Origin of the sequence: Serratia sp. MF1(2023) (assembly GCF_030954545.1) — a bacterium.
Lineage (GTDB): Bacteria > Pseudomonadota > Gammaproteobacteria > Enterobacterales > Enterobacteriaceae > Serratia > Serratia sarumanii.
Map to the genome: position 1 here is coordinate 39,830 of NZ_JAVHUX010000046.1, position 18,775 is coordinate 58,604.

Annotated in this window: 20 protein-coding genes; 18 read left to right on the forward strand and 2 right to left on the reverse strand. The window is 62.2% G+C overall.

All coding sequences use genetic code 11. The features are described 5' to 3' along the window. The first annotated feature begins 92 nt into the window (after nucleotides 1–92). From REA38_RS22345 to rbsK, 12 genes are all read left to right on the forward strand, one after another. Nucleotides 93–806, forward strand: coding sequence for a DUF2848 domain-containing protein (locus REA38_RS22345; RefSeq protein WP_033635845.1), 714 nt, complete (start codon nucleotides 93–95; stop codon nucleotides 804–806). After that, entirely contained in the window at nucleotides 806–2,152 is a 1,347-nt protein-coding gene (locus tag REA38_RS22350; protein WP_308886652.1) for an amidase, read from the forward strand. Before REA38_RS22345 ends, REA38_RS22350 begins: the two co-directional genes overlap by 1 nt. A gap of 49 nt (nucleotides 2,153–2,201) precedes the next feature. Continuing rightward, a complete protein-coding gene (locus tag REA38_RS22355) occupies nucleotides 2,202–2,855 on the forward strand; it encodes a DUF4286 family protein (protein WP_308886653.1) in 654 nt (217 codons plus the stop codon). Then, nucleotides 2,852–4,177, forward strand: a complete 1,326-nt coding sequence (locus REA38_RS22360) for an MFS transporter (protein WP_033654062.1) — start codon at nucleotides 2,852–2,854, stop codon at nucleotides 4,175–4,177. Before REA38_RS22355 ends, REA38_RS22360 begins: the two co-directional genes overlap by 4 nt. A 311-nt stretch (nucleotides 4,178–4,488) precedes the next feature. Continuing rightward, complete coding sequence (locus REA38_RS22365; RefSeq protein ID WP_004931653.1) at nucleotides 4,489–5,307, forward strand: DeoR/GlpR family DNA-binding transcription regulator; 819 nt, start codon at nucleotides 4,489–4,491, stop codon at nucleotides 5,305–5,307. A gap of 49 nt (nucleotides 5,308–5,356) precedes the next feature. Continuing rightward, nucleotides 5,357–6,340, forward strand: coding sequence for a substrate-binding domain-containing protein (locus REA38_RS22370; RefSeq protein WP_033635841.1), 984 nt, complete (start codon nucleotides 5,357–5,359; stop codon nucleotides 6,338–6,340). 2 nt (nucleotides 6,341–6,342) lie between these two features. After that, nucleotides 6,343–7,860 carry a sugar ABC transporter ATP-binding protein gene (locus REA38_RS22375; RefSeq protein WP_308886654.1) on the forward strand — a complete coding sequence of 506 codons (1,518 nt, stop codon included), beginning with the start codon at nucleotides 6,343–6,345 and terminating at the stop codon, nucleotides 7,858–7,860. Further along, nucleotides 7,853–8,839, forward strand: coding sequence for an ABC transporter permease (locus REA38_RS22380; RefSeq protein WP_033635839.1), 987 nt, complete (start codon nucleotides 7,853–7,855; stop codon nucleotides 8,837–8,839). Before REA38_RS22375 ends, REA38_RS22380 begins: the two co-directional genes overlap by 8 nt. A gap of 10 nt (nucleotides 8,840–8,849) precedes the next feature. Continuing rightward, nucleotides 8,850–9,884, forward strand: a complete 1,035-nt coding sequence (locus REA38_RS22385) for an ABC transporter permease (protein WP_308886655.1) — start codon at nucleotides 8,850–8,852, stop codon at nucleotides 9,882–9,884. A 31-nt stretch (nucleotides 9,885–9,915) separates the two neighbouring features. Further along, the gene (gene alsE, locus REA38_RS22390; protein WP_033649445.1) at nucleotides 9,916–10,587 is read left to right on the forward strand and encodes a D-allulose 6-phosphate 3-epimerase; all 672 of its coding nucleotides are present in this window, start codon (nucleotides 9,916–9,918) and stop codon (nucleotides 10,585–10,587) included. A gap of 10 nt (nucleotides 10,588–10,597) precedes the next feature. Then, entirely contained in the window at nucleotides 10,598–11,506 is a 909-nt protein-coding gene (gene alsK, locus REA38_RS22395) for an allose kinase (RefSeq protein ID WP_060443588.1), read from the forward strand. Next, complete coding sequence (gene rbsK / locus REA38_RS22400) at nucleotides 11,503–12,429, forward strand: ribokinase (RefSeq protein WP_033635835.1); 927 nt, start codon at nucleotides 11,503–11,505, stop codon at nucleotides 12,427–12,429. The genes alsK and rbsK overlap by 4 nt, the downstream gene beginning before the upstream one ends. A gap of 32 nt (nucleotides 12,430–12,461) precedes the next feature. On the opposite strand, the gene REA38_RS22405 is transcribed toward rbsK, so the two are convergent. Beyond that, the gene (locus REA38_RS22405; protein WP_025304127.1) at nucleotides 12,462–13,070 is read right to left on the reverse strand and encodes an HD family hydrolase; all 609 of its coding nucleotides are present in this window, start codon (nucleotides 13,068–13,070) and stop codon (nucleotides 12,462–12,464) included. 183 nt (nucleotides 13,071–13,253) lie between these two features. On the opposite strand from REA38_RS22405, the gene REA38_RS22410 reads away from it, so the two are divergent. Next, nucleotides 13,254–13,928, forward strand: a complete 675-nt coding sequence (locus REA38_RS22410; RefSeq protein ID WP_033649450.1) for a hemolysin III family protein — start codon at nucleotides 13,254–13,256, stop codon at nucleotides 13,926–13,928. A gap of 150 nt (nucleotides 13,929–14,078) precedes the next feature. Next, nucleotides 14,079–14,576, forward strand: coding sequence for a DUF2165 family protein (locus REA38_RS22415; RefSeq protein ID WP_033649451.1), 498 nt, complete (start codon nucleotides 14,079–14,081; stop codon nucleotides 14,574–14,576). Between the two features lie 38 nt (nucleotides 14,577–14,614). On the opposite strand, the gene ygfZ is transcribed toward REA38_RS22415, so the two are convergent. Then, complete coding sequence (gene ygfZ, locus REA38_RS22420) at nucleotides 14,615–15,607, reverse strand: tRNA-modifying protein YgfZ (protein WP_047570651.1); 993 nt, start codon at nucleotides 15,605–15,607, stop codon at nucleotides 14,615–14,617. A 320-nt stretch (nucleotides 15,608–15,927) separates the two neighbouring features. On the opposite strand from ygfZ, the gene sdhE reads away from it, so the two are divergent. The 4 genes from sdhE to creC are packed head-to-tail and all read left to right on the forward strand — an operon-like array spanning nucleotide 15,928 to nucleotide 18,707. Beyond that, the gene (gene sdhE / locus REA38_RS22425; protein WP_004931679.1) at nucleotides 15,928–16,194 is read left to right on the forward strand and encodes an FAD assembly factor SdhE; all 267 of its coding nucleotides are present in this window, start codon (nucleotides 15,928–15,930) and stop codon (nucleotides 16,192–16,194) included. Continuing rightward, nucleotides 16,175–16,597 carry a protein YgfX gene (locus REA38_RS22430; protein ID WP_033649453.1) on the forward strand — a complete coding sequence of 141 codons (423 nt, stop codon included), beginning with the start codon at nucleotides 16,175–16,177 and terminating at the stop codon, nucleotides 16,595–16,597. Before sdhE ends, REA38_RS22430 begins: the two co-directional genes overlap by 20 nt. Next, complete coding sequence (gene creB, locus REA38_RS22435; RefSeq protein ID WP_049232287.1) at nucleotides 16,597–17,292, forward strand: two-component system response regulator CreB; 696 nt, start codon at nucleotides 16,597–16,599, stop codon at nucleotides 17,290–17,292. Before REA38_RS22430 ends, creB begins: the two co-directional genes overlap by 1 nt. Continuing rightward, nucleotides 17,289–18,707, forward strand: a complete 1,419-nt coding sequence (creC, locus tag REA38_RS22440; protein WP_033654070.1) for a two-component system sensor histidine kinase CreC — start codon at nucleotides 17,289–17,291, stop codon at nucleotides 18,705–18,707. Before creB ends, creC begins: the two co-directional genes overlap by 4 nt. Nucleotides 18,708–18,775: the final 68 nt, after the last annotated feature.

Here is an 18,775-nt window from a genome sequence, read left to right on the forward strand (position 1 = left end):
AGTACACAAAAACATGGCATGAAAATCGCTTATTTGGTAACTAAAGATATAGTGAAATTTTACAGTGTTTTAACAAGAGGGGCGAAACTGCCATGAGACTGACCTTCACTTTACCTGAATCCCGCGGCGCGGCGACGTTGAATGTTGAGATTGATCATCTGGTGATCGCCGGTTGGACCGGACGCGATCGCGAAGCGATCTTGCACCATATTCGTGAATTGGCCGAGCTGGGCGTGCCCCAGCCCAGTGCAATCCCCCTGTTTTACCGCGTTGCCGCCAATCAGTTGAGCCAGCAAGAGACCATTGAAGTCATTGGCAACGCGACGTCCGGCGAAGCGGAACCGCTGATTTTTGCCCATCGCGGCGAACTGTTCGTGTCATTGGCGTCCGATCACACCGATCGTCAACTCGAAGCGCACAGCGTGGCGCTGTCGAAACAGATTTGCGTTAAACCGGTGGCGCGAGCCGCCTGGCCGCTGCAGGAGGTGCTGGAACATTGGGACAGTTTGATCTTGCGTTCGTGGATCAAGGAAGAGGGCGAATGGCGATTGTATCAACAGGGCAGCCTTGCCGCGCTGCGTACGCCCGGTGATTTGCTGGAGCGTTACTTCACCGGTATGCAGCCGCCGGAGTGCGGGCTGGCGCAACCGCAAACGCCCGACGGGTTGGCGATGACTTGCGGCACGGTAGCGGCGATCGGCGGCATTCGACCAGCCGGCGAGTTTCGCATGGAACTGGTGGACGATGTGCTTGGGCGCACCATCAGTCACGGTTATCGCAGCATTGAACTGCCGGTGGTGGCGTGATGAAAAAGCTGACGTTGATGCAGGCCAGCGCCGGCCTGGCTAGCGGGGAGTTCACCGCAGCGCAGCTGACCGCCGCCGCTTTGGCGCAGATCGCCGATGAGCGGGGGGAGGGCGCGCGCGCGTTTACGCGAACCTACGCCGAGTGGGCACAACGGCAAGCGCAGGCCTCCGATCGGCGGCGCGCCGCCGGCTGGCCGCTGTCGGCGCTGGATGGCGTGCCTGTCTCAATCAAGGATCTGTTTGACGTGGCCGGTGAGGTGACCACGGCGGGCTCGCGCGTGTTGGCCGACGCGCCGCCCGCAGAAAAGCACGCTGCGGTAGTAGAACGGCTGTTGCAAGCCGGCGCGGTGGTGGTGGGCAAAACGACGATGACGGAATTCGCCTATTCCGGGCTGGGCATCAACCCGCATTACGGGACGCCGGCCAACCCCTGGGAGCGCCAGGCGGCACGCATTCCCGGCGGCTCCTCTTCCGGTGCGGCGGTGGCGGTGGCCGACGGCATGTGCCTGGGCGCGATTGGCAGCGATACCGGCGGGTCGGTACGCATTCCCGCCGCGCTGTGCGGATTGACCGGTTATAAACCCACTGCACGGCGCATCAATGACGCTGGCTTATTGCCGCTGTCGCCTTCGCTGGATTCGATCGGCGTGATTGCTCATGACGTCGCCAGCTGTATTGCGCTGGACGCACTGATTGCCGACAGCCCGCTGCGGGTGCCGCAAAAAAGCTTGGCGCAGGCGCATTTTGCCGTGCCGCAAACGGTGGTGCTGGATGAACTGCAGCCGGCGGTTGCCGAGGCATTCCAGCGCAGCCTGCAATGCCTGTCTCAGGCGGGGGCGCAGATTGAATTCATTCCTGCTACGGCGTTTGCCGAGCTGGCGGCGATCAATGCCAACGGTGGTTTCACCGCGCTGGAGTCCTGGCGCTGGCATCAAGCGTTGATCGCTGAACGGGCCGAGGGCTATGACCCGCGGGTGCTGTCGCGCATTCGCCGCGGTGCATCCTTGGGCGACGCCGATCTGCAGCTGTTGCAGCGGCAACGCGCCGACTGGCAGCGGCGGGTTACGGCGGAGCTGCAGAGGTTTGACGCTCTGCTGATGCCGACCGTGCCGATGGTTGCGCCAACTATCGGCGAGCTGGCGGCGGATGATGCCTACTTCCGTTGCAACGGACTGATGCTGCGCAATCCCGCGATCGTCAATTTCCTCGACGGCTGCGCGCTGTCCTTGCCCTGCCAGCGGCCGGGCGCCGCGCCGATCGGCCTGATGCTGGCGGGCTTGCCGATGTGTGATGAGGCGCTGCTGGGATGGGCGCTGGCGATCGAACGCCGTCTTGCCGAGGCGTGATTTTCCGGTGGGCGCAGGCCTGCCTTTTGAGATGACCAGGAGAATATCCATGAACGATTCCCCGAACGGAATGCTGTTTGTCGCGACGGATGTCGCCACGCAGGATGCTGCGGATTTCAATCGCTGGTATGACCGCGAACACGTGGAGGAGCGGGTGCGGGTGCCCGGCTTTTTATCCGGCACACGCTATCGGGCATTGCAGGGCGGGCGTCAATATTTGGGGCTGTATAAAACCGAATCGTTGGCCAGTTTTACCTCCGAAGCCTATCGCGCCGCGTTTCAACACCAAACGCCTTGGTCGGTGGCCAGTCTGGAGAAAATGCGTGATCCAATGCGCCGGGTGTGTGCGGTGGAGGCGGTCACCGGCCAAGGGTGCGGCAGTCATCTCTGTATCTTCGTGCTGCCGTCGGCGGCATCGGAAGCGCTGCATGCCCGCATCTTGCAACTGGGCGCGCGGCTGGCTGAACAGCCTGGCTTTGTGCGCAGCAGCCTGTTAACGCCGGATGCCGAACTCAGTTCCCCGCTGCCGAAAGAATCGCGAGAAAACCGCCGAATGCTGCCGATGCTATTGATCGAAAGCAGCGACACCGAAGCCGGCCTGCGTTTAGGCGAGCAGGCCGCTGAAGCGCTGAACATGCCCGCCGCCGATGCCTGGCACTATGCCCTTGGCTGGCAACTGACCGCACAGGAGCTGACATCATGAATGCATACACCACTGAAACGGCACAGGCTGCCGCGCCGGCCGCAGAAAGTGCCGCCGCACCGCCCAATACCGGCAAGCTGGCGGCGGCCAGCTCGATTGGCACGGCGTTGGAATGGTACGATTTCACCGTCTACAACATCATGGCCGCGTTGATTTTCAACCATGTATTCTTCCCATCGTTCGATCCGCTGGTGGGCACGATTCTGGCGTTCTCCACTTACGCGGTGGGTTATGTTTCCCGGCCGATCGGTGGCATCGTGTTCGGCCACCTTGGCGATGTGTTGGGGCGGCGCTTTGTACTGGTCACCACGCTGGTGATCATGGGCGTGACCACGGCGCTGATGGGATTGTTGCCCGGCTATGCCAGCTGGGGGATTTGGAGCCCGTTGCTGCTGGTGACGCTGCGCTTTATTCAGGGCATTGCGCTGGGCGGAGAATGGGCGGGGGCGGTGCTGTTGTCGATGGAACACGGTAAGCCGCATCAGCGCGGGCGCAACGCGTCCTTTGCTCAGGTAGGGCCGTCCTGCGGTTCGCTGATCGGCACCGGCCTGATTACGCTGGTGACGTTGGCGATGTCGGCGGACGATTTCCAGCAATGGGGCTGGCGGATCCCGTTCCTGCTGAGCCTGGTGCTGGTCATCTTCGGTTTGTGGCTGCGTCGGGGAGTGGGTGAGACGCCGGCATTTTTGCAACTGGAGGCATCGAAAGATGTTACGCAGTCGCCGATCCGCGAAGTATTCACGCAGCACATGCGCCCACTGCTGATCGCCGGCGGATCGCGTATCGGCTCTGACGTGCTCTATGCGTTGGTGGTCGTGTTCACGTTGACCTACGTCACCACCGTGCTGAATCTGCCGCGCCCGCTGGCGCTGGGCGCCACCATGCTGGGGGCGATAGGCAACGCCGTCGCGGTACCGCTGTTTGGCGCATTGTCGGATCGCTTCGGCCGTCGTCCGGTGTATATCGGCGGTGCATTGGCGGCGATAGCGTGGGCGTTTGCGTTCTTCGTCCTGCTCGACAGCAGTCAACCGGTGTTGATCTGCATGGCAGTGGTGATCGGGCTGTTGATCCATGCGGCGATGTATGGGCCACAGGCGGCATTCATCACGGAACAGTTCCCGACACGGGTGCGTTATGCCGGATCGTCGTTAGCCTATACCTTGGCGGGGATTATCGGTGGCGGCTTTGCCCCGCTGATCATCACTTCGTTGTTTAAATCTTACGACAGCACGCTGGCGATTTCCGCCTATGTCGCGTTGGCTCTGCTTATCACGCTTTGGGCGGTATGGGCGGCGCGGGAAACGGCGCATAAGCCGCTGTAAATAGAATGCCGGGCTACTTTAGGCCCGGCGTTCGGTCAAAACCACAAAAACGGTCATTAACGGTCATGTTGCGGAACGTGGAATTGTGACCGTTTACCGTTTATCTCCTGTCTGCCTAAGACGCACGTGCATCATAACTGCCTGTTACTCCACACTTTCATAATTATTCATTTCATTTTCCACCCGATTTTTTTGACAACTATCACACCGCCATCGTTGACCGATCGCGGGGCGATGCGCTTTGCGTCTGCGCGCAAAACGCGGCGCGGCAAATCGATATCGTAATCAACGTCGTGGAGGAGAAAAGAAACATGCTGCCTGTAGAACGTCATCGTTTTATCACCGAAGTCTTGAGCCAGCGCGGCCGCGTGATGGTGCAGGAGGTGGCGCAGCTGTGCCACATCTCTATCGAGACGGCGCGGCGTGATCTGGCCTTGCTGGAACGGCGCGGCCTGCTGCTGCGCAGCCACGGCGGCGCGGTGTTCGTCGAGCCGCCGGCGGTGGAGAAAACCTATGTTCCCGCCGAGATAGACCAGGGGGAATCTTTCCGCCAGCGCAGCAACGAGGCGCCGGAGCAGAAGACGCGCATCGCCAAACGCGCGCTGGAGTTTATCGCGCCGGGGGATTGCCTGCTGCTGGACAGCAGCTCCACCAGCTGGTTTTTGGCGCGCCAACTGCCGGATATCTCGCTGGTGGTGTTGACCAACTCGCTGCACATCATCCAGACGCTGGCCTGCAAGGCCAACGTGCGCACCATCGGACTGGGGGGCGAGTATTCCGCCAAGTATGAGGATTTTATCGGCGTGCTGGCGGAGCAGATGCTGAAAGAGTTCGTGATCAACAAGCTGTTTTTCTCCTGCCACGGCATCTGCCAGGACGGCGGCATCCGCGAAAGCAACGAGCACCATGCGCGGCTGAAGCAGCAGATGCTGCTGGCGTCGGAACGCAAGTTCCTGCTGGTGGACAGCAACAAGTTCGGCCGCCGCTCGTTCGCGCGCATCTGCCACTACCGGGAGATAGATACCTTAATCACCGATCGGCTCAGCGACGACGAATTTCGTCAGGAACTGGCCTGGAACAACGTCGACGTGATTGAAGTTTCACCCGCCGCGAAAAGGGCGGCGCGATAACAACAACGAAACCCCCTTATTTACAGCCAACACTTGTGGAGAGAGAACAATGAAAAAATCCGTACTGGTCGGTCTGTTTGCCTCGCTGCTGCTGTCGCTATCCGCGCAGGCGGCGGACAAGCTGAAAATGGGCGTGGTGGTGAAGATCGGCGGCATTCCGTGGTTCAACGCCATGGAGGCCGGCATCAAAAGCGAAGGTGCCAAACGCGGCATCGACGCCTGGATGGTCGGGCCGACGGCGGCGGATCCGGCGCTGCAGGTGCGCGCCATCGAAGATCTGATCGCGCAGAAGGTGGACATCATCGGCGTGGTGCCGAACGACGCCCGGGTGCTGGAGCCGGTGCTCAAGCGCGCGCAGGAGGCGGGCATCAAGGTGATCGTGCACGAATCCCCCGGCCAGAAGTACGCCGACTGGGACTTTGAGCTGGTGGACGCCTCGCAGCACGGGGTCAACCACATGAAAGCGCTGGCCGCCTGCATGAAAGAGCAGGGCAAGTACGCGGTGTACGTCGGCAGCCTGACGGTGCCGCTGCATATCACCTGGTCGGACTCGGCCATCAACTACCAGAAGCAGCACTACCCGAACATGCAACTGGTGGGCGACAAGTTCGGCGTGGGGGAATCGCTGGATGACAGCGTGCGCACCACCAACGATCTGATGGCCAAATATCCCGATCTGAAAGGCGTGCTGGCGTTCGGATCGCAGGGGCCGATCGGCGCCGGGCGCGCGGTGCTCAACCGCGGCAAAAGCAACGATATCTGCGTCATCGGGCCGTTCAGCCCGGGCCAGGGCGCTTCGCTGGTCAATCGCGGCGCCATCAAGGGCGGTTACATCTGGAACCCGATGGTGGCGGGCGAAGTGTTCGTGCGCATCGCCGACATGATGCACAAGGGAGAAAAGATCACCGACGGCATGACCATCGAAGGCATGGGCAAGGTGCAGGTGGATGCGCAGCAACACACCATTCTCGGCAACGCCACCGAAAGCCTGGATAAGCAAAACCTGCCGAAGCTGGTGAAGATGGGGCTGTAATCATGGCGATTTCCGGCAATACGGCAACCCAGGGCGCGCCGCTGATCGCGCTGCAACAGCTGTCGATGACCTTTGGCGGGCAGCGTGCGCTGAACGCTATCTCGCTGGCGCTGATGCCGGGGGAAGTGCACTGCCTGGCCGGCACCAACGGCTGCGGCAAGAGTACGTTGATCAAGGCGATCGCCGGCGTGTATCAACCGGACGACGGCAGCCGCATCACCATCGACGGGCACACCTTCGGCCGGCTGTCGCCGGATCAGGCGCGCGCCTTCGGCATTCAGGTGATCTACCAGGATCTGTCGCTGTTTCCCAACCTGACGGTGGCGGAAAACATCGCCTTCGAGCACAACCTGCATGGGTTGCTGGGATGGTACCGCCCGGCGCGGCTGCGGCGCACCGCCGAGCGGCTGCTGCAGGAGCTGAGTTTCCATCTGGATCTCGATAAACGGGTGGCGGAGCTGCCGATCGCCCAGCGGCAGCAGGTGGCGATCTGCCGCGCGCTGGTGGCGGAGGCGCGGCTGGTGATCATGGATGAACCGACCGCCTCGCTGACCCGCACCGAGGTCAATCAGCTGCTGCGCACGGTGGATTACCTGAAAGCGAAAGGCATCTGCGTGGTGTTCGTCAGCCACCGGCTGGACGAGGTGCTGGAGATTTCGGATCGCGTCACGGTGATCCGCGACGGCAACAAGATCGGCACCTGGCCGGCGGCGGAGATCACCGGCGATCGTCTGACCGAGCTGATGACCGGTCTGAAGCTGGACTATCGCCTGAAGTCACCCAGCATGAATAAGGATCGGATGCTGCTGGAGGCGGATCGCCTCAGCCGCGCCGGGCAGTATCAGGACGTGAGCTTCCGGCTGCATCAGGGCGAGGTGCTCGGTCTATGCGGCCTGCTCGGCTCCGGGCGCACCGAGCTGGCGCTGAGCCTGTTCGGCATGACCCGGCCGGACAGCGGCAAGCTCTACCTCGACAGCAAACCGGTGCGCTTTCGCGGCCATGAGGACGCGATCAAGGCCGGCATCGGCTACGTCTCGGAGGATCGCCTGACGCTCGGCCTGGTGCAGCAACAGTCGGTGGCGGACAACGCGGTGCTGACCATTCTCGATAAGCTGCGCGGGCGTTTTCGCCTGATTGACGACTACCGCAAGAATCGCATCGTCGCGGAGTGGATCGCCAAACTCGGCGTACGGGTGGCGGATCCGGAGCAGGCGGTTTCGACGCTGTCCGGCGGCAATCAGCAAAAGATCGTGTTGGCCAAGTGGGTGCTGACCCAGCCACGGATCCTGATCCTCGACTCGCCGACCGTCGGCGTCGACGTCGGCGCCAAGGCCAGCATCTACCAACTGATCCATCTGCTGGCGCAGGAGGGGATCGCCATTTTGCTGATCTCCGACGAAGTGCCGGAGGTGTATTACAACTGCGATCGGGTGCTGCACTTCAGCGGCGGCAGCGTGATCGGCGAGTACCTGCCGGGGCAGGTGAGCCAGCAACAGCTGGCGGAGGCGGTCAATGCGTAGATTCAGCCTGAAACCGCGCGGCAACGAAGGCTACCTTGCCTGGGTGCTGCTGCTGACGGTCATCGTCTTTTCGCTGCTCAGCGAGCAGTTTTTAACGGTGCAAAACCTGCTCGATCTCTGCGAAAGCTATGCGGTGAGCGGCATCTTCGCCCTCGGCCTGTTCGTGGTGCTGGTGACCGGCGGCATCGATATCTCCTTCGCTGCGGTGGCCTCGGTGGTGCAGTACCTGATCGCCACGCTGGCGACCCATTACGGCCTGGCCAGCCCGGCGGGCAGCATTCTGCTGGCGTTGGCGATCGGCGCCGCGCTGGGCATGGTTAACGCGCTGTTGATCTACTGCCTGCGCATCGTCTCGATCATCGTCACCATCAGCATGCAGGCGTTGTTGTTCGGCATGCTGATGTGGCTGACCAACGGCCGCAGTCTGTACGCGCTGCCGGACTGGTGGACGCTGCCGCGCAGCGTGCTGCCGTTCCAGTTGGGTGAACAGAGCTATCAGCTCGGTTTGCCGACGCTGGTGATGCTGGCGGTGGCGCTGCTGACCTGGCTGCTGCTGAACAAGACGCACCTCGGGCGCCAGCTGTTTGCCGTCGGCGGCGATGCGGAATCGGCGCGGCGCATCGGCATTCGCGTCGGCCTGCTGCACCTGTTCGCCTACGGCTATCTGGGCGTGATGGCGGCGATCGGCGGCCTGGTGCAGGTGTACCGCATGGGCGAAGTGGTGCCCAACGCGCTGGTGGGCGGTGAGCTCGACGTACTGGCGGCGGCGGTGCTGGGCGGCGCCAGCCTGAACGGCGGCAAGGGTAGCGTGATCGGCACGCTGATGGGCGTATTCCTGATCGGCGTGCTGAAAAACGGCCTCAACCTGATCGGCGTGTCCAGCTACTTCATGAACGTGGTGATCGGCCTGGTGATCGTCGCGGCGATCACCGTCACTCACTACAAGAAACGCAAAGAAACCGACGTCGGTTTCGCCTGAGGAGCGCCTGATGGGCAACTACCTGAAATTTCGTCCGGACGGCACCGCCGTCGGCCTGTTGGCGCTGCTGGTGGCGGTGGTGCTGGCCTTCAGCCTGCTGATGCCGGGGCGCTTCTTCAGCGGCGCCACCTTCACCAGCGTGGCGTTCCAGCTGCCGGAGCTGGGCCTGCTGACCCTGGCGATGTTCATCCCGATCCTCAGCGGCGGCCTGAACCTGTGCATTATCGCCAGCGCCAACCTGACCAGCCTGCTGATGGCCTGGCTGTTCATCAGCTATCTGCCGCCGGACGCCGGGCTGGGGCTGCAGGCGCTGTGGCTGGTGTTGGCGCTGGCGGCGGCGATGCTGCTGGCCGTGACGATCGGCGCGGCGACCGGCGCGCTGGTAGCCTACGTCGGCGCCCATCCGATTCTGGTGACGCTGGCAACCATGACTACGGTCAACGGCATCGGCATCTACCTGACGCGCGGCGCGGCCCTGAGCGGCATGCCGGAGATCGTGCGGTTTATCGGCGCCGAGCGCGTGCTGGGCGTGCCGGTGCCGCTGTGGATCTTCCTGGCGGTCGCCGTGCTGCTGGCGCTGTTCTTGCAGAAAACCCGGCTCGGCAAATGCATCTACATGAGCGGCAGCAACATCAACGCCACCCACTTCAGCGGCGTGAATACCCATCGGGTGCTGATCGCCATTTACACCCTCTCCAGCCTGCTGTGCGTCATTGCCGGGCTGGTGATGATGGCGCGCTTCAACTCGGCGCGCATGGGCTACGGCGACTCTTACCTGCTGCTGACGGTGCTGGCGATCATTTTGGGCGGCACCGATCCGTTCGGCGGTTTTGGCCGGGTCAGCGGCGTGGTGCTGGCGCTGGTGGTGCTGCAGGTGATCGCCACCGGTTTGAACCTGATGAACGTCAGCCCGCACTTCAGTCTGGCGATGTGGGGCGCGGTACTGATTGCGGTGCTGGCGCTGAAGTTTTTCCGCCATCGCTATCGGCAGCGGCGGGCGATGCGCCGCAGCGCGGCCCAGGCCAGAGCCGCGGCAGGCCACTGATCCTTTTTCCCTTTTGCGCAGGATAACGCTAATGAAATACCAGATTTCACCTTCACTGATGTGCATGAACCTGATGGATATCCGCCAGCAATTGGCGGTGCTGAACTGTCGCGCCGATATGCTGCATATCGACATCATGGATGGGCACTACGTTAAAAACATCACGCTGTCGCCGTTCTTTATCGAACAGATCCGCCCGCACACCTCGTTGCTGCTGGACGTGCATCTGATGGTGGAGAACCCGACCGATTTTATCGACCCGATCGCCCGCGCCGGCGCGGACTTTATCTGCCCGCACGCCGAAACCATCAACCGCGACGCGTTCCGGGTGATCAACCAGATCCGCGCGCTGGGCAAAAAAGTGGGGGTGGTGCTGAACCCGGCTACGCCAGTGGAGTTTATCCGCCACTACCTTCATCTGCTGGACAAGGTTACGGTGATGACCGTCGATCCGGGCTATGCCGGGCAGCCGTTCATTCCCGAAATGCTGGAAAAGATCCGCCAGTTGCGCGATCTGAAACGCCAGCAAAACCTGAGCTATCTGATCGAGATCGACGGATCCTGCAATCAGCGCACCTACCGCGATCTGATGGGCGCCGGCGCGGAAGTGTTGATCGTCGGCAGCTCCGGGCTGTTCAACCTCGATCCGGATCTGGAGACGGCATGGGAAAAAATGCTGGATCAGATGCGGCAGGCGGCCTGAGGCGGGGGACATGATGCGGCATTTTCTTGGCGTAGACGTCGGCGGCACCAACACCCGCCTGCTGTTGATGGATGATGACGGCGAGTTCAGCGGTTACCGCAAGATGGCGACCGCCGATTGGGCACGGCAGGCCGATCCGCTGGCGGCGTTGGGCCGCCTGATCGCCGGGCATTGCCAGGATCGTCAGGTGGCGCAGGTGATGCTGGGGCTGCCGGGTATCCTCAGCCGCGATCGCTCGCGGGTGCTGTCGCTGCCGTTCATTCCGGCGTTGGATGCTCAGCCGGTGGCGGCGCTGTTGGCCGATTTGCTGGCGCTGCCGGTGCGGATGGATAAAGACGTCAATCACCTGCTGTGGTGGGACTTGCAGCAGCTGCCGGCGCTGCCGCAGGTGGCGGTGGGGCTGTATTTGGGCACCGGCATGGGCAATAGCCTGTGGCTGAACGGCGATTTTTACCACGGGGCGCACGGCGCCGCCGGCGAGCTGGGGCACATTCCCTGGCCGGGCCATCAGGGCGAGTGCCCGTGCGGTAAACGGGGCTGCGTCGAGAGCCTGACCTCCGGTCACTGGCTAACCGGCTGGGCGCATGCCAACGCGGCGCAAACGCCGTTCGAACGGCTGTTCGAACGCCACGGCGAACATCCGGATCTGCGGCGCTTCGTCGAACGATTGGCGCAGACCATCGCCATCGAAATGAACGTGCTCGATCCAGAGCGGCTGATCCTGGGGGGCGGCGTGATCGCCATGAATGGTTTCCCGTTGGCGCAGCTGGAGCAAGAGATCCGCCGCCATCTGCGCGGGCCGCAGCCGGCGCAGGGGCTGGCGATCTCCATCAGCCGCCTTAGCGATGAAACCGGCAGCAAAGGCGCCTGCCTGGCCGCCCGGCGCCATTTCCAATTGAGCAGGGAGTACCCGCAATGAAAGGCAAAGTCTGCGTGTTCGGTTCGTTCAACCTGGATATCGTCGCCGGCATGGCGCGCTTTCCGCAGCCCGGCGAATCGCTGATCGCCCGCAACAGCATGATGGGCGCGGGCGGCAAGGGCGCCAATCAGGCCACCGCCGCGCTGCGCGCCGGGGCGCGGGTGCATTACATCGGCAAGGTGGGGCGCGACGACTTCGGCACCTTCGCCCGGCGCCACCTCGCCGCCGCTGGTTTCGATGCGGTGACGCTGTTCTCGACCGGCGATTGCCCGACCGGCAATGCGCTTATCTATGTTGCCGGCGAGGAGGCGGAGAACATGATCGCCGTCGATCCCGGCGCCAACCTGACGGTCAGCGAAGATGAGGTGCGCCAGTGCCGGCCGGCGATCGCCGCGGCGGACATTCTGTTGACCCAGCTGGAGAACAATCTGCCGGCGATTGAGCAGGTGATCGCCATCGCCCGCGAGGCGCAGACGTTCATCATTCTCAACCCGGCGCCGTTTCAGCCGGTGCCGGACAGCCTGCTGGCGCAGGTTGATATGCTGACGCCCAACGCCACCGAGTGTACGTTGCTGACCGGCGTGCCGGTGCGGGATGCGGCTTCGGCGCGCCAGGCGGCGCAGGTGCTGCACGCCAAGGGCATTCGCTTGCTGATCGTGACCTTGGGCACGCAGGGGGCGTTGTTCTCGGACGGGGAAAACAGCGAGCTGATCCCGGCGTTTCCGGCGCAGCCGAAAGACACCACCGGCGCGGGCGATGCGTTTAACGGCGCCCTGGCGGCGCAGCTGGCGAATCAGGTGCCGTTAGCCGATGCGGTGCGCTTCGCCGCCGCCTACGCCGCGGTCTGCGTGGAGCGCGCCGGGGCGGCGGGATCGATGCCGAGCTATGAGGAGGCGTTGGAACGCCAACGGGCGTTCGCGTGACGATAACGGGCTGCGGCGGCGGCCTGGTTTACTTACTTCAACCAGCCTTTGCGCTGCGCATCCCGCAGGTGTTGCTCCATGTGGTGCCACAGCTCGGGGTGCACGTCGGCGATCGATGCATTGCGCGCCAGCACCTGCTCCAGGCTGATGCCGTTTTCCACCCAGCTCTGGCCTTCATTGTGCAGGTTCATCAGCATCGGCATGGTGCGATCCAGCAGCAAGGCGAAGCGTGCATCGGCGCTTTCGCCATCTTCATATTCCTGCCATAAAGCGGTGAAATACTCGCGCTGAGCCTCCGGCAACATGCCGAACAGGCGGCGCGCCGCTGCCACTTCCTGATCGTGGATCGCCGCGCGGGCCGCCAGATCGTAGACCAGCACGTCGCCGGCGTCGATTTCCACAATGTCATGCAGCAGCGCCATCTGGATCACGCGCTGAATGTCTACGTCATCACCGGCGTAGGGCGCCAGGCTCATGGCGGCGATGGCGAAGTGCCAACTGTGTTCGGCGGAGTTTTCCTGGCGCTGGGTGCCCAGCACTTTGGTGCGGCGTTGCACGCCTTTCAACTTATCGATTTCCATCAGGAACTGGATGACCTGGGTCATTGAGCCGAAATCTAACGCGGGTACAGCGGATGACATGGTGTAAACCTCAAGGTGGGTGGGTTGAAGCCTGACGATTGTAGACCACCGGGCGGGCGATTTCGATGGTTACACGCGTTCACATTTTTATTTTAGCGTACACGTGTACACTGGAATTATTCTCAGTTAAGCTGCTTTGCGTTAATTTCGCACAAAGCAGGGCATTTTGAGGGGTTGCGCGTTATGGGGAAAACGGACGTAGTGAAAGCCGGGAACAATAAGATTGTCGCCTCGGCTTATCCGTGGGCGGAAGAGATCGCCAACAGCATCAGCCACGGCATCGGGCTGGTGTTCGGTATCGTCGGCCTGGTGTTGCTACTGGTGCAGGCGGTGAATACCGGCGCCGATGCGACGGCCATCACCAGTTACAGCCTGTACGGCGGCAGCATGATCCTGCTGTTTCTCGCTTCCACGCTGTACCATGCGATCCCGCATCAGAAGGCCAAGCATTGGCTGAAAAAATTTGACCACTGCGCCATTTATCTCCTGATTGCCGGGACTTACACCCCGTTTCTGCTGGTGGGGCTGGATTCGCCGCTGGCGAAGGGCCTGATGGCGGTAATCTGGGGATTGGCGCTGCTGGGGGTGCTGTTCAAGCTGGCCTTCGCTCACCGTTTTGAAGCCCTGTCGCTGGTAACCTACCTGACGATGGGCTGGCTGTCGCTGATCGTGATTTATCAGCTGGTTACGCGGCTGGAGGCCGGCGGCGTCACGCTGCTGGCGATAGGCGGGGTGGTCTATACCCTCGGCGTGATTTTCTACGCCTCCAAGCGCATTCGCTTTGGCCACGCCATCTGGCACGCCTTCGTGCTCGGCGGCAGCGCCTGCCATTTCATGGCGATCTACCTCTACGTCTAAACGTTATCGCTACGTCTGAATGCGTATTGAACAGGCGCCTCTTTTGTTTTAAAAAAGAGGCGCTTGCTTCTTTCGGGTATCCAGCAAGCCCGTTCTTTCATTTCTGAGCCCGCATACTCTTTCTCTAAACTTTGTTCAGGACTCATCACGATGATTGTTCGCTTATCCAAAGCGCTGCTGGTCTGCGCTATCGCTTTGTTCGCTTCGCTGGTGGCCTTCGGCAATATCACCGATTACGGCTCCAACTTCGCCTTCGTGCGCCACGTCTTTATGATGGACACCATTTTCCCCGACGCCACCATCGGCTACCGTTCGATACAAACGCCGTGGCTGCATCACGCCGGCTATATCTTCATCATTGCGCTGGAGAGCCTGACCGCGCTGCTGTGCTGGATCGGCGGCCTGCGCTTGCTGTGCGGCCTGAAACTGCCCGCTAAAGCTTTCAACGGCCGGAAAAAGCTGGCGGTAGTGGGGCTGACGCTGGGCTTCCTCACCTGGCAGGTCGGCTTTATGTCGATTGGGGGCGAGTGGTTTGGCATGTGGATGTCGAAACAGTGGAACGGCGTGCCCGATGCGTTTCGCTTCTTCGTCACCATCATTCTGGTGCTAATTTATCTGGTGCAGCGCGACGGGGAGTTGGACGAGTAACGAAGACGGCCGCAGGCAGGGCGCCTGCGGCCGACGGATTATTTCTCTTCGGCCAGCGAATACGGCAGCGGTTTGATCGCCAGCTGGCTGGCGGCATCCTCGCGCACCCGCAGCTTGCTGTCGGCGTCCAAATCGTTGTTCATCACCACCTGCACCCACAGCCTGCCGTCGGCCAGTTGGCTCGACGCCAATACGGTGCCGGTGCGGCGCCAGTTTTCACCCAGCTGCAGCTCCAGGTCTTCCGCCGCCTGCGGGGCGCGGGCCGCCTTACCTTCCAGCCAGTAGAGCGCACGCTTGTTGGCGCCGCGGAATTTGGCGCGCGCCACCATCTCCTGACCGGTATAGCAGCCTTTGCTGAAGCTGATGCCTTCCAGCGCCTGCAGGTTGGTGGCCTGCGGGATCAGCTGCGCGCTGTTGGCGGCGTCGATAACCGGATAACCGGCCTCGATCTCCAGCGCCAGCCACTGGCTGCTGTCATTCAGTTCCGCCTGGTCATGCAGTTTGCCGATCAGCTGTTCGGCCACGGCGGGGCGGGTCACCAGCAGAAAACGTTCCGCCGGCGCATTGAAGTGCAGGAGCGTGGTCTCGCCGTCCTGCACTACCGGGTGCTCGGCGCTCGGCAGCGTGGCGAACAGATCCGCCAGCGCGGCGCGCGCCTGGAAACCGGCGACGCCCAGCAACACCGCGTCGTTATCGGCGGCGATGGTGACTTTGGAGAACACCGCGTATTTTTTGATTTCCGCCAGCTGGCTGTCCAGCACGCTGCGGCGTTCCAGATAGGCGAAGCCTTCGCCACGGTGGAACAGACGCAGGTTGCTCCACATTTTGCCCTTGGCGTCGCAGTGGGCGCACAGCACGTGTTGATCGGCCGCCAGCGCGTCGATGTCCGCCGTCACCTGGCCCTGGAGATATTTCACCGTGTCCGGCCCGTTCAGCGTCACCAGCGCCCAATCTTCCAGCGAGATCAGCGTCAGGGGCAGATGGGTGGAAGCGGAGGGCTGACGGGGTGGGAATGGAATGTTATGCGCCATAGTAAGTTCCTGCTCAACGTTTAGCTTACCTGAAGGGTATTGAACCCATGGTAAAAGAGGCGGCGGGCTTTGCAAACTGTTATTCGCGCCGCGGCGCCGGGGTGCGCTTTTTTTGGCATTTTGCGCTTTATTACGCTTTCCGCAGCAAAGCGCCTTCCCGGCGTGTATGTCAAATTGTTACTCTATAGGCTTGCGGCCAGGGCACCCTTGCAGACAGATCCCCGGCTGATGGAATTATATTGCGACGGCGTTGCCATACAGTGTGTCATTTGAACCCTGCGCTGGCGCTGCCGCGCTGAAAAGAGGTGAGTCATAACAACATGGATATTAACAACAAAGCACGTATTCACTGGGCTTGCCGCCGTGGCATGCGCGAGCTGGACATCTCCATCATGCCGTTCTTCGAGTACGAATACGACAGCCTGAATGACGCGGACAAGGCGCTGTTTATCCGCCTGCTGGAGTGCGACGATCCCGATTTGTTCAACTGGCTGATGAATCATGGCGCGCCGCAGGACGGCGAGCTGCAGAGAATGGTGACCCTGATCCAAACGCGAAATAAAGACCGTGGCCCAGTGGCGATGTGATATCCGCATTTCCTGGCGCACCCAGCTGTTTTCACTGTTGACCCACGGTGTGTTGATCCTGCTGATCCTGATTTCGCCCTGGCCGGAAGGTTTTGGCCCGCTCTGGCTGGTGCTGCTGACGCTGGTGGTGTTTCAGTGCATTCGCAGCCAGAAGCGCATCGCCGCGGCGCAGGGCGAGCTGCGGCTGCTGGCGGACCGGCGCTTCAGCTGGCACGGCCGCGAGTGGCGGCTGGCGAAAAAACCGTGGATGCCGGGTTACGGCATGCTGCTGACGCTGCTGCCGATGGAGGGCAAAAAGCGCCGCCGGCTGTGGCTGGCTTCCGACTGCATGAGCAAAGAGGAGTGGCGCCACCTGCGGCAGCTGTTGCTGTATCCGCCGGCGGGTGACGGCGAGGATCCCTGATGAAACCCGTACTCTGGTTGGTGGAGGATGAACCCAGCATTGCCGATACGCTGGTTTACACGCTGGAGAGCGAAGGCTTCGAGGTGCGCTGGTTCGAACGCGCGGAACCGGCGTTGCAGGCGCTGGCGCAAGGCGCGCCCGCGCTCGCTATCCTCGATGTCGGTTTGCCGGATATCAACGGCTTTGAATTGTGTCGCCGCCTGCTGGCTCAGGCGGCCGACCTGCCGATTCTGTTTCTCACCGCCCGCAGTGATGAAGTGGATCGCCTGATCGGGCTGGAGATCGGCGCTGACGACTATGTCGCCAAGCCGTTCTCTCCTCGCGAGGTCAGCGCGCGGGTGCGCACCATTTTGCGTCGCCTGCACAAGCAGCAGCGCCTGCAGCAGAGCGCGCCCTACCATTTCGGCGCTTTCGCGCTCGACGAAGACGCGGCCACCATCTCATACCATCAGCGGCCGTTGCCGCTGACCCGTTACGAATACCTGCTGCTGAAGACGCTGCTGTTGGCGCCTGGACGGGTGTTCTCGCGGCAGCAACTGATGGAAAGCGTTTGGGCGCAGGCGGAAGAAAGCCTGGATCGCACCGTCGATACCCACATCAAAACGCTGCGCGCCAAGCTGCGTGCGGTTGAACCCGGTGAACCGCCGATCCACACCCACCGCGGATTGGGCTACAGCGTGAGCCGCCAGCCATGAAAATTGGCCTGCGCCTGCTGCTGGGGTACTTTCTGATCGTAGCGGTGGCCGGGTACTTCGTGCTGAGCATTTTCGTCCAGGAAGTGAAGCCCGGCGTGCGGCGCGCTACCGAAGGCACGCTGGTGGACACCGCCAACCTGTTGGCGCAGATCGCCCGTCAGGACATGCAGCGCGGCGATGCGGCGCATGGCCAACTGGCGCAGGCGTTTACGCAGCTGAATCAGCGGCCGATCGGCGCCAACATTTCCGGCATCCGCAAGGACCGCAGTGAATACCACGTCTATCTTACCGATGCCCAGGGCCGGGTCATCTTCGATTCCGCCGGCCGCGCGCAGGGGCAGGATTATTCGCGCTGGAATGACGTTTATCGAACGCTGCGCGGCCAGTACGGCGCCCGCAGCACCCGCAGCGACCCGCAGGATGAAAACAGTTCGGTGATGTATGTGGCCGCGCCGGTGATAGAACAAGGGCGCATTATCGGCGTGCTCACCGTGGGTAAACCCAACAGCACCATGGCGCCGGTGATCAAGCGCAGCGAACGGCGCATTCTGTGGGCCGGCGCGTTGCTGCTGGGGATCGCTCTGCTGATCGGGGCGGTGTTCGTCTGGTGGATCAACCGGTCGATAGGCCGGCTGGTGCGTTATGCCGATGGGGTGGCGCAGGGCGAAAATGCGCCATTGCCCAAAGTGGGCGGCCGGGAACTGACCCAGCTGGCGCAGGCGCTGGAGAGCATGCGCCTGAAGCTGGAAGGCAAAGCCTATATCGAACAATATGCGCATGCCCTGACGCATGAGCTGAAAAGCCCGCTGGCGGCGATCAGGGGCGCGGCGGAGCTGTTGCAGGAGCTGCCGCCGCCGGAAACCGCTCGGCGTTTTCTCACCAACATTGAGCAGCAAAGCGCGCGCATCCAACAACTGGTGGATAAACTGCTGGTGCAGGCGCGGCTGGAGAGCCGGCCAGAAATGGAGACGGCGCCCATCGCGATCGCGGCGTTGATCGACCAGACGGTGGCGGGCAAAGAGGCGCAGGCGACGCAGCGCGGCGTCAGGTTGCGGCTGGAGGCGCTGGCGGAGGTGACGCTGAACGGCGATGCGTTGCTGATCAGCCAGGCGCTGACCAACCTGCTGGACAACGCGATCGACTTTACCCCGCCGGGCGGTTGCGTCAGCGTGCGAGGCGAACGGCGGGAACAGCATTACTGCATCAGCGTTTGCGACGACGGCAGCGGCATTCCTGACTATGCGTTCGATAAGGTGTTCGAGCGCTTTTATTCGTTGCCGCGCGCCGAACGGCCAAAAAGCAGCGGGCTGGGGCTGAACTTCGTGCAGGAGGTCGCCCGTCTGCATCATGGCGGCATTCACCTGCGCAATCGCCGGCCGCACGGGGTGGAAGCGACTTTCATGTTATCGCTGTGACTTCACCTTCCCTTCACATAACCACATTCTGATTTCACCTGCGGGTTTTATCGTGGCCTCATTACCTA